Here is a 12,243-nt window from a genome sequence, read left to right on the forward strand (position 1 = left end):
CGCCCTACACCAGCGCCACGCCCCAGATGCTGAACGCGACGAGCGCCGCGGTGGCGCCCAGCTCCAGCCAGCGGACCGTGACCGTCACCGGGGTGCCCTCGGCGCTTCCGGCGTCGACGGCGCCGGATTCGAGCCGTTGCTGCCAGCGGGCGCGCACCAGCCGTGCCGCCTGCCCCGAGTCGGTGCTCTTAAGATCGCCGGGCCGGACGGAATGCCCGGGTCCGTAGGTGCTTCCCGGCAGCCCCTGGAGGTCCTCCGGGCGGGCATTGCGTCCGCCCCAGATTCCCGGCGCCGGCGCAGCCCAGGCACCGTAGCTTCGGGACGGCGTGATCAGGGTCAGGGCGTAGCGCGTGTCCACCTGCACGAGGGCCGCCCACGGCACGGCAACGGACCGGAACGGGTTCTCGAGCCTGACGCCGGCGTCGTGGACCACCACGGAGGGGCGCCAGAACAGGAGCCAGCCAAGATATGCGATAAGCAGCAGCGGCCCGATGCCGGGCACCGCTTCTGCTCCGCCGGTCAGGGCCGTACTGACGAGACCGACGCCGGCTATCAGCCAGGCCAGCCCGGCGAACCATTTATTGGTGCGGGCCTTGAAGATCGCAGCGTTTTCGGCGTGCGGCGCAGTGCTCATGCCCCCCATAATTCAGGATTCGGAGCCGCGGCACTAATCTCAGGTGCCCAGCCGGCCCGCGTGGAAGGAAAATCCCCAAATGTCTGACTTCATCAGCACCGGCCCCGCCGTGGCCGGTTCCGGAAACAAGGGCCCGGTGGTCCTTGAGGTGCGCAACCTGAGCGTCGACTTCGGCGTGGACAAGGCGTGGGTGCCTGCCGCCGTCGGCCTCGATTACGAAGTCCGCGCCGGTGAGGTGCTGGCCATCGTGGGCGAATCCGGTTCGGGCAAGAGCGCCAGTTCCATGGCCTTGCTGGGGCTGCTGCCCAGCAACAGCCGCGTCTCCGGCAGCGTGAAGCTGTCCGGAAAGGAGCTGCTGGGAGCGGACGCTTCCAACATCCGCAGCGTCCGCGGCAAGGATGTGGCCGTCATCTTCCAGGAGCCCATGACCGCCCTGAACCCCGTGTACACCGTGGGCGCGCAAATCGTGGAAACCATACGGCTCCACAACGAAGTCTCGCCGGACCAGGCCCGGGAACGGGCCCTTCAGATGTTGGACCTCGTGGAACTGCCCGATCCTGAGAAGGCGTTCAAGTCCTATCCGCACCAGCTGTCCGGCGGCCAGCGGCAGCGCGCGATGATCGCCCAGTCGCTCTCCTGCGACCCCAAACTGCTGATTGCGGACGAACCCACCACCGCCCTCGACGTCACGGTGCAGGCCGAAATCCTCGACCTCATGCGAAACCTCAGGAACAAGCTGGACAGCGCGATCGTCCTCATCACCCACGACATGGGCGTCGTGGCCGACCTCGCTGACCGGATCGCGGTCATGCGCCGGGGACTGATCGTCGAAACCGGCACCGCGGACCAGATCTTCCACAACCCGCAGCACCCCTACACGCAGGCACTCCTTGCGGCCGTGCCGCACCTCGGGCAGGGCGGCGCCGGCTCCGAGGCGGACGTGGACGTGACTGCCGCGCTGGCGGCCGCCACGCACGCGGAACTCGAATCCGTGGACCACGAGGAACTGGTCCGACGGGAGCGGGAGAATGCCGCGGCGCTGGCCGCTGCCGCGGCCGCGAGGCCTGCCGGTGAACCCGTCCTCGAACTCACGGACGTGGCCATCGAGTACCCCAAGCAGGGCCGCGTGCCGGCGTTCCGTGCCGTGGAAGGCGCCAACCTGACCATCTACCCCGGCCAGGTCGTAGGGCTCGTGGGGGAATCCGGCTCCGGGAAGACCACCGTCGGACGGGCGGCAGTGGGCCTGCTGCCCGTCGCCGCCGGCACGATGCGGGTGGTAGGCCAGGATATTTCCGCTGCCAAGAAGAACGGCCGGCAGCTGCACAACGTGCGGCGCCACATCGGCATGGTCTTCCAGGATCCGTCGTCCTCCCTGAACCCGCGCCTGCCCATCGGCGAAAGCATCGGCGAACCCATGTACCTCGCCGGCGTGGCGAAGGGCAATGACCTGCAGAAGCGGATCGAAGCCCTGCTGGACCAGGTGGAACTGCCGCGCTCATACCGCAACAGGTACCCGCACGAGCTGTCCGGCGGACAGAAACAGCGCGTGGGCATTGCCCGTGCCCTCTCGCTGAAGCCGAAGCTGATGGTGGCGGATGAGCCCACCTCCGCGCTCGACGTGTCTGTCCAGGCCAAGGTGCTGGAGCTGTTCCAGAACCTGCAGCGTGAGCTGGGCTTCGCCTGCCTCTTCGTGACCCACGACCTCGCGGTGGTGGACGTGCTGGCCGACAGGATCTGCGTGATGCAGCGGGGACGCATCGTGGAGCAGGGGACCCGTGACCAGATCCTCCGGAACCCGCAGGAACCGTACACGCAAAGGCTGCTGGCGGCCGTACCCTTGCCGGACCCGGAGCGGCAGCGTGAGCGCCGCGAACTGCGCGCCCAGCTGCTCGCCTCGGGCGTTGAGTAGGTAACCGGCAGGCCTAACCGGCGCCGAGGCCGAGGGCCGAGAGCCGGCCGCCCAGCAGGGCTCCCAGCGCGCGGTGGCCGTCGTCGTTCATGTGGACGGCGTCGGCCAGCTGGTTCTCTAGCCCGTAGCGGGTCAGCCAGTCGCCGACGCTGACGAAGGGGATGCCGTGTTCGGCCGCCACGGTCCCCAGCAGCGCGTCCACTTCGGCGCGCCGGCCGCCGCCGTTTCCGGCGCCCTTGCCCAGCGTGCCCACCATGGCGAGCTTGGCACCCGGGTAGCGCTGCTTCAGGGTGGTGATCAGGCTCTCGGCGTTGGCGGCGATTTGCTCGTCGGTGGCTCCCTGCTTGGCGTCGTTCCCGCCGCCTTCGATGACGACGAGCGGAGGAAAGCCGTAGGGCAGATGCCAGTCGCCCCGCTGCAGGGCATCGACGTAGTTTCCCGTGGTCCCGTTGGAGGCCACAAAGCCCGTTCCTCCCTTGCCGCAGAAGAAAACGTCGTAGCCGAGTCCCGCCAGGGCACGGCGCGGCCAGCTTTCGGCCGGCTCGGACTGCGAGTCACCGATCAGCAGGGCCGTGCGGCCAATATTGTCGATGATGACTTCGTCCCGGCCGTTGGCAGGGTTACGGAAAAGTGCACCCGCCGGCAGGGCGGAAGGATCCACTGCGGTGAAGTCGCCGGTGGCCGCCGAACCGGCGGCCACCGGCTCGCCCGGTTCTGCGGCGGGCACCGGAGCGGCGCGGGGAGCAGATGGGCCGTCCGTGCCGGCAGCAGGCTGGGGCGGCAATCCGCACGCACCCAACAGCAGGGTGGCGGCAATGACGGGGGCAATCAGGACAGCCCGCGCTGAGGCTTCTAGCATCCGTGGACTCCTGGCCTGTTGCATAGTGTTCAAGCAATAGTGAGGGATCAGTTCGGGAAAAGCCAGTGATTTTGCCACGTGACGCGGCTGCGCACTCACGATTTGGTAACGCGGCGGGGTGCGGCTTTCTGGCGGTTTTAGGCCAATAAATGGCAGAGCGGCTAGACTGGCTATAGGTGCCCTGTGTTAAAGGGTCTGATCCGTCGTGCGTTCCGGTTGGAAATGTCGCGATACAACAGCTGACTTCACCACTGAATCGAGCAATAACGCATGTCTGAAACCACCACCAACACTGCGGTAGCCACTGCATCGCGCAGTGACCTCCGCAACGTCGCGATTGTGGCCCACGTTGACCACGGCAAGACCACCCTGGTCGACGCCATGCTCAAGCAGACCAACTCCTTTGCAGCTCACAACCACCTCGAGGACCGTGTCATGGACTCCGGCGACCTTGAGCGTGAAAAGGGCATCACCATCCTCGCCAAGAACACCACGGTTGCCTACAACGGCCCGTCGTCTGGCGGCGAGACCATCACCATCAACGTCATCGACACCCCCGGCCACGCCGACTTCGGCGGCGAGGTGGAGCGCGGACTGTCCATGGTTGACGGCGTCGTGCTTCTGGTTGACGCGTCCGAGGGCCCGCTGCCGCAGACCCGCTTCGTGCTCCGCAAGGCCCTCGCCGCGCACCTGCCGGTCATCCTCCTGGTCAACAAGACCGACCGCCCCGACGCGCGCATCGAGGAAGTCGTCCACGAATCCATGGACCTGCTCCTGGGCCTGGCCTCCGACCTCGCCGACGAAGTTCCGGACCTCGACCTGGACAAGATCCTCGAAGTACCGGTCGTCTACGCGGCAGCCAAGGTTGGCCGCGCCTCCCTCGAGCAGCCGGCCGACGGCACCGCTCCGGAGAACGAGGACCTTGAGCCGCTGTTCAAGGCCATCATCGAGCACATCCCGGCACCGACGTACAACCCGAACGGTGTCCTGCAGGCGCACGTCACCAACCTGGACGCCTCACCGTTCCTCGGCCGCCTGGCTCTGCTCCGCATCTACAACGGCACCCTGCGCAAGGGCCAGACCGTCGCCTGGGCGCGTGCCAACGGCGAGCTGAAGAACGTCAAGATCACCGAACTGCTGGCCACGAAGGCCCTGGACCGCGTTCCCGCCGAGTCCGCAGGCCCGGGCGAGATCGTCGCCGTCGCCGGCATCGAGGAGATCACCATCGGTGAGACCCTGACCGACGCCGAGAACCCGCAGCCGCTGCCGCTGATCACCGTGGATGATCCCGCGATCTCCATGACCATCGGTATCAACACCTCGCCGCTGGCCGGCAAGGTCAAGGGCGCCAAGGTCACCGCCCGCCAGGTGAAGGACCGCCTGGACAAGGAACTGATCGGTAACGTCTCCATCAAGGTTCTCCCCACCGAGCGTCCCGACGCCTGGGAAGTCCAGGGCCGTGGCGAGCTCGCGCTGGCCATCCTCGTTGAGCAGATGCGCCGCGAAGGCTTCGAGCTGACCGTGGGCAAGCCGCAGGTGGTCACCCGGACCATCGACGGCAAGATCCACGAGCCGATGGAACACATGACCATCGACGTGCCGGAAGAGTACCTGGGCGCGGTCACGCAGCTCATGGCCGCCCGCAAGGGCCGCATGACCAACATGGCCAACCACGGCACCGGCTGGTGCCGGATGGAGTTCATCGTTCCGGCCCGTGGCCTGATCGGTTTCCGCACCAAGTTCCTCACGGACACCCGCGGCGCAGGCATCGCGTCCTCGATCTCTGAGGGCTACGAGCCCTGGGCCGGCCCGATCGAATACCGCACCAACGGCTCCATGGTTGCCGACCGCGCCGGTGTAGTGACCCCGTTCGCCATGATCAACCTGCAGGAACGCGGCTCGTTCTTCGTGAAGCCCACCTCCGAGGTCTACGAAGGCATGATCGTCGGCGAGAACTCCCGCGCCGACGACATGGACGTGAACATCACCAAGGAAAAGAAGCTCACCAACATGCGTGCCGCTTCCTCCGACACCTTCGAGAACCTGACGCCCCCGCGCGACCTGACCCTCGAGGAATCGCTCGAATTCGCCCGCGAGGACGAGTGCGTGGAAGTCACCCCGGAGTCCATCCGCATCCGCAAGGTGATCCTGGACTCCAACGAGCGTGCCAAGGCCACCCGCGCCCGCGCCAAGGCATAACCGCAGCAATCCGCTCAAGTACGGATATCGCGTGAATAAGAGAGCTGCCGGCATGGCAGGCGGTCTGGCCGCCGCCGTGCCGGCAGCTCTTTTTGCTGCCTTCGCCGGCACGGCCCTGCACCGCCATCAGCTGGCGGCCGCCGACCTCGTGCTGCCCTGGGGTGCGGTAGCCGCGCTGGTGCTGTTGGGTTCCCTCCAGGTGCTGGTGGCGGCGGCGTTCCGTTCGCTCGTGCCGACGGCGGCCATGGGCGTTCTGTGCTACGTCCTGGTGGGGTGGTGGTCCGCCATGGCACCCGGAAAGCGTCTTATTGCCGGGGATCCGGCCGGGAACATGTGGGTGTACGGGATCGCCGTCGTCACCGTGCTGATGCTGGCCTGGTGCCGGCGGTACCGCCGGCAGCGACCGGCAGCTCCGGCCCCCGCAGTGCCTGTCCCGGCCGCCGCCGCGGGGACAGCCGACTAGTCAGCCGTTGGATCCCGGTGGTGGGCGATCATCAGCGAGGTGGCTTCGCCGTCGTCGTCCGCCGGAAGGGCCATGTATTCGTCCAGCACCGCGCGGAGCCTGCCCAGCATTTCCTGCCGCCGGGCCGCGTTGAACTTCACGCCCAGGCGCCACACCTCGATGTCCTCCGGCGGAAGGTCCCGGGTTTCCTGCACGAAGGTCTCGATGAGAATGGGCGCGACGTTGTCCACGGAAGTACTCCAGGACTTGCGGCTGGCAATATAGGGCACCTCAGCCGCGCCTCGCCGTCCCTTCCGGCGCTCCTCTGCCAGCAGGAAGCCGGTCCGCACCAGGGTACGCACGTGGTGAAGGCTGGAGGCGGGGTTGATGCCCAGCAGTTCGGCGATTTCTTTGTTGGTACGTGCCTGGTGGAGGCACAGCCGCAGGATCCGAAGCCTGATGGGGGAGCTGAGCGCACGGCCCTTCGCCACCAGGTCTGCGTCGTCGCTTTCCGGGGCGGGATTCATAGCGCCAGTCTAGCCAGCAAAAAGTGATTGACATATATCAATCACCACTGGAAACTGATGCGGTGACAGCCGACCCGACCGCCGCAGGTCAAGCATCCAGATCGCTGTTGCTGGACCGTAACTTCACCACTTTTTGGGCCGGGCAGGCGATGAGCCAGTTCGGTGCGCAGCTGGGGCAACTGGCGTTTCCGGTCCTCGCCGTGTCCATGCTGCATGCCTCGGAGTTCCAGGTTGGTGTGCTCAACGCCGCCGGCCTCGCCGCGTTCCTCATTGTGGGCCTTCCGGCCGGTGCCTGGGTGGACCGGTGGCTGAAGCGTCCGACCATGATCCGCGCCGACCTCGCCCGGATGACGGCAATGGCCGCGGTGCCGCTGCTGTGGTGGGGCGGACTGCTTGAGATCTGGCACCTCTACGTCATCGCGGCGATCGTTGGCACGGCCACTGTGTTCTTCGACGTCTCGTACCAGAGCTACGTTCCGGTCCTCGTCGCCCCCGGACAGGTCAACCAGGCCAACTCCAAACTCGAAGGCACGGCCCAGATAGCCAGGATCGGAGGACCGGCCGCCGGTGGCCTGCTGCTGGCGGTGGTCACGGCTCCCGTGCTGTTCGTGGGCGAAGCCATCGGCTACCTCCTGTCCGCCGCCTTCCTCGCCCGCACCTGCGACCGGGAGGTGGCCGCCGAGGTGGATGACAGGCGTCCGCTGCGCGTCGAGATCAAAGAGGGTCTCGCCTTCGTGATCCGGCATCCGCTGATCAGCCGCATCGCGGCCTGCACGGCGGCCATGAATTTTTGCGGCATGGTGATTTTCACCATGATGCCCGTGCTGATCCTGCGCAACCTTGGACTCGGGGCGCAGGGGATGGGGCTGGTCATGGCCGTGGGCGCGGCCGGCGGGCTGCTCGGGGCAGTGGCGGCTCCGCGGGTGGCGGCCCGGGTGGGGGAGGGCACGGTCATACCGCTCTGCGCGGTTGCCAGTTCGGTTTTCCTGGTTCCCCTGCCGCTGGCGGCCATGGCCTCTGAGCCGGGGGTTTCCCTGGCGCTGCTGCTCCTGTCCGAACTTTGCTTCGGCTTTGTGGTCCTGATCTACAACATCATGCAGCTCAGCATGCGCCAGCGCGTGTGTCCGCCCCGCCTGCTGGGAAGGATGAACGCGTCCATCCGCTTCGTTGTCTGGGGGGTGATGCCGCTGGCCGCACTGGCGTCCGGTGTCCTCGCCGAGCACCTGGGCCTTATCGCGGTGATCTGGATCGGAACGGCCGGCAGTTTCCTGGCGGCCGCACCGGTGGTGTTCTCGCCGTTGCTGGGAATGCGCACGCTGCCAAGCCAGGTCGAGGGCTCCTGAGCGGACGGGTGCACCCTCTCAGCCGGGGGCACGCGGGCTGCGCCGCGCCGGCCGGGGCGGCACCTGTTTGGCCGCCACCACCAGGTCGAGGTGAATCACGACGTCGGCACTGCGGGTGCGCACGGTGCAGGCGGCGGCGCTGCACTCCAGGAGGTCTCCCAGCGCGTCCGTGAACCCGCCGTCGATCCTGTAGCGCACCACCACCCGCGTTCCGGGGGAGGCAGTGGCCAGGAATTCACGGGCTGAAGGTGTTGTCGGACTCACCGGTTCATCGTATGTCGCGTCACGAGTGTGACGCGCCGCTTCGTTCGCGGAGCGGGGCTGGGAGATAATAGGCTCTGAAGTCGATAGTCCGGCATTTAGGCCGGAAGCACCAGCCGGCCAGCCGCCGGTACCAACGTGGAGAGGCAAGGGACGTGACGTACGTAATCGCGCAGCCGTGTGTAGATGTCAAGGACAAGGCATGCATTGAGGAGTGCCCCGTCGATTGCATCTATGAAGGCGAACGTTCCCTCTACATCCATCCGGATGAGTGCGTCGACTGCGGCGCATGCGAGCCTGTCTGCCCGGTCGAAGCCATTTACTACGAGGATGACACCCCGGAGGAATGGGCTGACTACTACAAAGCCAACGTTGAGTTCTTCGACGAACTGGGCTCGCCGGGCGGTGCCGCCAAGATCGGCAACACCCACACGGACCACCCCATGATTTCAGCGCTGCCGCCGCAGAACCAGGATCACTGAGGCGCGTAGGTGACGACAGCTGTGCGCAGTTTCGGCCTGAGCCTGCCCGACTACCCTTGGGAGGCCATGGCGCCGTATGTCGCCAAAGCGGCCGAACACCCCGGCGGACTGGTGAACCTGTCCATCGGAACGCCCGTGGACCCCACCCCCGCAGTAATCCAGGACGCGCTCCGCGCCGCCGCGGACGCCCCCGGCTATCCCACGGTCCACGGGACAGCGGGGCTCAGGGAAGCCATCGCAGCCTGGTTTGCGCGCCGCCGCGGCGTGGAAGGCCTTGACCCGCACGATGTCATGCCGACCGTCGGTTCCAAGGAACTGGTGGCATGGCTGCCGTTCCTGCTGGGACTGAAGCAGGGAGACGTCGTGGTCCGCCCCACGGTCGCCTATCCGACCTACGACATCGGAGCCACCTTTGCCGGCGCCACGGCCGTGGCCGCGGACGATCTCGATGAACTGGATGCGGCCACACGTTCGCGAGTCCGCCTGATCTGGGTCAATTCGCCAGGGAATCCCACGGGTAGCGTCCGGGACGCCGCGTCGCTCCGGAAAATCGTTGGCCAGGCCCGTGAAATCGGCGCCCTCGTGGCCTCGGACGAATGCTACGCGGAGCTTGGCTGGGGCGAATGGGACCTGCAGCGCGGCGGAGAAGCGGTGCCCAGCATCCTTGACCCCCGTGTCACCGGCGGTTCGCATGACGGGCTCCTCGCGGTGTACTCGCTGAGCAAGCAGTCCAACCTCGCCGGCTACCGGGCCGCGTTTGTGGCGGGCGACTCGGCCATCATGGCCAACCTCGTGAACAGCCGGAAGCACGCCGGCATGATCGTGCCGTATCCGGTTCAGGAAGCGATGCGGGTTGCACTCGGGGACGACGCGCACGTGCAGGCGCAGAAAGACCTGTACCGCGGCCGCCGTGAGCGGCTTGTTCCGGCCCTCGAAAGCTTCGGGCTGAGGATTCACGAATCGCATGCCGGGCTCTACCTCTGGTCCACTGCCGGTGAAGCCACCTGGGACACGATCTCCCGGCTGGCCGGTCGAGGCATTGTTGCCGGGCCGGGCGTGTTTTACGGGGACGCCGGAAACGGCTATGTGCGGGTGGCGCTGACCGGTTCCGACGAACGGATCGATGCCGCCGTGGTCCGGCTGGCCGAAACTGCCTGACCGCGCTGTTCCGAGCCCATGCCCGGCGCCGGGCATGGGCATTCCGCTTCCTTTGGGGCATGCATGGCCGCGTAACAATGAATGTGACACGCACCACAAGTTGCGTGTTTTCGGGGTCTTTAGGGGCTCCCGGATTAGTGGCAGGGTGAAAGTGGCGGTAACTTTTAACTGACTATCAATGGTGGCTTTCTACAAGAAGGCAGCACGGCCGTTGGACGTCCCGCCGGTGCGGGGGTCCCCGCGCGGCTCACCTGATGTTGGATCAAGCTTTCTACAGAGGCCTAGAAGCCTCATGAAGGGGACTCCATGACTGAGACCACCAGCGCAACCTTGCGCCACGCAGGCGGCGAGCTCGAACTCCCGCGCATCAAGGTTGTCGAGGGAAACGAAGGATACGACGTTTCCAAACTGCTGAAGCAGACCGGCGCCGTCGCCTTTGACCCTGGCTTCATGAACACCGCCGCCACGACGTCCGCGATCACCTACATCGACGGGGACGCAGGAATCCTGCGGTACCGCGGCTACCCGATCGAGCAGCTCGCACAGCACTCCAGCTTCCTTGAAGTCTCCTACCTGCTGATCTACGGGAACCTGCCGACTCCCGCGGAACTGGAGTCTTTTGACCAGCGCATCCGCCACCACACCTTGCTGCATGAAGAGCTGAAGGGCTTCTTCAGCGGCTTCCCGCGCGATGCCCACCCCATGCCGGTGCTGTCCTCGGCCGTGTCGGCGCTGTCCACGTTCTACCAGGACTCGCTGGACCCCTTCAACGCCGAGCAGGTGGAGGTCTCCACCATCCGCCTGATGGCCAAGATGCCCGTCATCGCCGCCTACGCACACAAGAAGTCCATCGGCCAGCCCATGCTGTACCCGGACAACTCTCACAACCTTGTGGAGAACTTCCTGCGCCTGAGCTTCGGCCTCCCGGCGGAGCAGTACGAGATGGACCCGGTCGTCGCCAAGGCGCTGGACCTCCTGCTCATCCTGCACGCCGACCACGAGCAGAACTGCTCCACCTCCACGGTCCGTCTGGTGGGCTCCTCCAACGCCAACCTGTTCGCGTCCGTGTCCGCAGGCATCAACGCCCTGTTCGGTCCCGCCCACGGCGGTGCCAACGAGGCCGTCCTGAAGATGCTCCGCCAGATCCAGGCCGACGGGACCAAGCCCGAGGACTACATGGAGAAGGTCAAGAACAAGGAAGACGGCGTCCGCCTCATGGGCTTCGGGCACCGCGTCTACAAGAACTACGACCCCCGTGCCAAGATCGTCAAGGCCACGGCCCACGAGATCCTCGGCAAGCTCGGCGGCAACGACGAACTGCTGGACATCGCCATGCGCCTCGAAGAGAAGGCCCTGAGCGACGACTACTTCATCCAGCGCAAGCTCTACCCGAACGTGGACTTCTACACAGGCCTGATCTACAAGGCCATGGGCTTCCCGGAGAAGATGTTCACCGTGCTGTTCGCGATCGGACGCCTGCCGGGCTGGATCGCTCAGTGGCGCGAAATGATCAGCGACCCCACCACGAAGATTGGCCGTCCGCGCCAGCTGTACACAGGATCGCCGGAGCGCGACTACCCGGCAAGCTAACCGGTCCGGACACTGCAACGACGGCGGCGGCCGCCCACCCTCCTGGGTAGGCGGCCGCCGCTTTCGTGTCCGCCGGTTGAACCGGAGGGGCCGCTGCGCGGCGGGCCTGCCGGTCCTGCCAGCACAAGCGTGCTAAAAACGAGAAGTGCCGAAAATTGTGGATCCCGCCGCCCGGCGCCGGGAGATCGTCGATGCCGTCTGCAGGATCATCGCCTCCGACGGGCTGGAGCGGGCGTCCCTCCGTGAGGTGGCCGACGAGGCAGGGCTGGCCGTTGGCTCCGTGCGGCACTATTTCTCGAGCAGCGAGGAGTTGCTGAGTTTCTCCTTCGCTGCCGTCGTGGACCGCATCGTGGCCCGCCTGGACAGTGCGTACGCTGACCTTGCGGCGACCCCCGCCGGCAGCTCGGAACACCATGCGGCCGTTTTAACCCTGCTGGGCGAATTCCTTCCGCTGGACGAGGAACGGGCACTGGACGCCTGCGCGTGGCTGGCCTTCAAGAACGCCGCCAGGATCCGGCCTTTCCTGGCCGCGGAAGCGGACAGGAGCCACCGTACGGTGGCCGCCGTGGTCGGGCAGCTGATCACCCGTCTGGTAGCTGACGACGGCGGTGATGACGACGGCGGTGACCGGCAGCGGCTGGTCACCGAAGCCGAGCGCCTCCTTGCCACGCTGGACGGACTGACGATGCATGCGCTCCTGCAGCCGGGATGGATGACCCAGGAAATGTGCCGGGAGGTGCTGGAGTCCCATCTAGCCGGGCTGGGGAGGACCGCAGTCACCAGCCATTAACGTCCCCGGGCTGGGGGAATAGACTGGAGCCGGATAAGCGGGTAGCGCG

General features: G+C 66.5%; 12 protein-coding genes. 8 read left to right on the forward strand and 4 right to left on the reverse strand.

What is annotated here, in order from left to right:
• Positions 1 to 4: 4 nt before the first annotated feature.
• Positions 5 to 634, reverse strand: a complete 630-nt coding sequence (locus tag AC3A3W_RS03645) for a PH domain-containing protein (RefSeq protein WP_487440517.1) — start codon at positions 632 to 634, stop codon at positions 5 to 7.
• Positions 635 to 713: 79 nt separating this feature from the next.
• Between AC3A3W_RS03645 and AC3A3W_RS03650 the strand changes: the two genes are divergently transcribed.
• Entirely contained in the window at positions 714 to 2,543 is a 1,830-nt protein-coding gene (locus AC3A3W_RS03650) for an ABC transporter ATP-binding protein (RefSeq protein ID WP_487440518.1), read from the forward strand.
• 13 nt (positions 2,544 to 2,556) lie between these two features.
• On the opposite strand, the gene AC3A3W_RS03655 is transcribed toward AC3A3W_RS03650, so the two are convergent.
• Complete coding sequence (locus AC3A3W_RS03655) at positions 2,557 to 3,402, reverse strand: SGNH/GDSL hydrolase family protein (RefSeq protein WP_487440519.1); 846 nt, start codon at positions 3,400 to 3,402, stop codon at positions 2,557 to 2,559.
• A 270-nt stretch (positions 3,403 to 3,672) separates the two neighbouring features.
• On the opposite strand from AC3A3W_RS03655, the gene typA reads away from it, so the two are divergent.
• Together typA and AC3A3W_RS03665 are read left to right on the forward strand one after the other, a co-directional pair.
• Positions 3,673 to 5,601 (forward strand): translational GTPase TypA, encoded by a 1,929-nt coding sequence (typA, locus tag AC3A3W_RS03660; protein ID WP_487440520.1) that lies wholly within the window; start codon positions 3,673 to 3,675, stop codon positions 5,599 to 5,601.
• 31 nt (positions 5,602 to 5,632) lie between these two features.
• Positions 5,633 to 6,064, forward strand: coding sequence for a hypothetical protein (locus tag AC3A3W_RS03665; protein ID WP_487440521.1), 432 nt, complete (start codon positions 5,633 to 5,635; stop codon positions 6,062 to 6,064).
• Here AC3A3W_RS03665 and AC3A3W_RS03670 read toward each other — a convergent pair.
• On the reverse strand, positions 6,061 to 6,570 hold the full coding sequence (locus AC3A3W_RS03670; protein WP_487440522.1) for an ArsR/SmtB family transcription factor: 510 nt from the start codon (positions 6,568 to 6,570) through the stop codon (positions 6,061 to 6,063). The genes AC3A3W_RS03665 and AC3A3W_RS03670 overlap by 4 nt on opposite strands.
• 62 nt (positions 6,571 to 6,632) lie before the next feature.
• Here AC3A3W_RS03670 and AC3A3W_RS03675 point away from each other — a divergent pair, with 62 nt between their 5' ends.
• On the forward strand, positions 6,633 to 7,913 hold the full coding sequence (locus AC3A3W_RS03675) for an MFS transporter (protein WP_487440523.1): 1,281 nt from the start codon (positions 6,633 to 6,635) through the stop codon (positions 7,911 to 7,913).
• Positions 7,914 to 7,931: 18 nt separating this feature from the next.
• On the opposite strand, the gene AC3A3W_RS03680 is transcribed toward AC3A3W_RS03675, so the two are convergent.
• Entirely contained in the window at positions 7,932 to 8,177 is a 246-nt protein-coding gene (locus AC3A3W_RS03680) for a putative acetyltransferase (protein ID WP_487440524.1), read from the reverse strand.
• A 152-nt stretch (positions 8,178 to 8,329) separates the two neighbouring features.
• Between AC3A3W_RS03680 and fdxA the strand changes: the two genes are divergently transcribed.
• The 4 genes from fdxA (at position 8,330) to AC3A3W_RS03700 (ending at position 12,194) form a co-directional block, all read left to right on the forward strand.
• Positions 8,330 to 8,656, forward strand: a complete 327-nt coding sequence (gene fdxA, locus AC3A3W_RS03685; protein ID WP_309986553.1) for a ferredoxin — start codon at positions 8,330 to 8,332, stop codon at positions 8,654 to 8,656.
• A gap of 9 nt (positions 8,657 to 8,665) precedes the next feature.
• Positions 8,666 to 9,814, forward strand: coding sequence for a succinyldiaminopimelate transaminase (gene dapC / locus AC3A3W_RS03690; protein WP_487440525.1), 1,149 nt, complete (start codon positions 8,666 to 8,668; stop codon positions 9,812 to 9,814).
• A 306-nt stretch (positions 9,815 to 10,120) separates the two neighbouring features.
• Positions 10,121 to 11,404, forward strand: coding sequence for a citrate synthase (locus AC3A3W_RS03695; RefSeq protein ID WP_487440526.1), 1,284 nt, complete (start codon positions 10,121 to 10,123; stop codon positions 11,402 to 11,404).
• A 145-nt stretch (positions 11,405 to 11,549) separates the two neighbouring features.
• Entirely contained in the window at positions 11,550 to 12,194 is a 645-nt protein-coding gene (locus AC3A3W_RS03700) for a TetR/AcrR family transcriptional regulator (RefSeq protein ID WP_487440527.1), read from the forward strand.
• Positions 12,195 to 12,243: the final 49 nt, after the last annotated feature.

This window comes from Arthrobacter sp. Soil_N43, assembly GCF_057655195.1.

What these genes read in the sequence shown, in the direction of transcription:
- AC3A3W_RS03645 (WP_487440517.1), bottom strand. Translation starts at nt 634, where the DNA reads ATGAGCACTGCGCCGCACGCCGAAAACGCTGCGATCTTCAAGGCCCGC.
- AC3A3W_RS03695 (WP_487440526.1), top strand. Translation starts at nt 10,121, where the DNA reads ATGACTGAGACCACCAGCGCAACCTTGCGCCACGCAGGCGGCGAGCTC.
- AC3A3W_RS03655 (WP_487440519.1), bottom strand. Translation starts at nt 3,402, where the DNA reads ATGCTAGAAGCCTCAGCGCGGGCTGTCCTGATTGCCCCCGTCATTGCC.
- AC3A3W_RS03670 (WP_487440522.1), bottom strand. Translation starts at nt 6,570, where the DNA reads ATGAATCCCGCCCCGGAAAGCGACGACGCAGACCTGGTGGCGAAGGGC.
- typA (WP_487440520.1), top strand. Translation starts at nt 3,673, where the DNA reads ATGTCTGAAACCACCACCAACACTGCGGTAGCCACTGCATCGCGCAGT.
- AC3A3W_RS03650 (WP_487440518.1), top strand. Translation starts at nt 714, where the DNA reads ATGTCTGACTTCATCAGCACCGGCCCCGCCGTGGCCGGTTCCGGAAAC.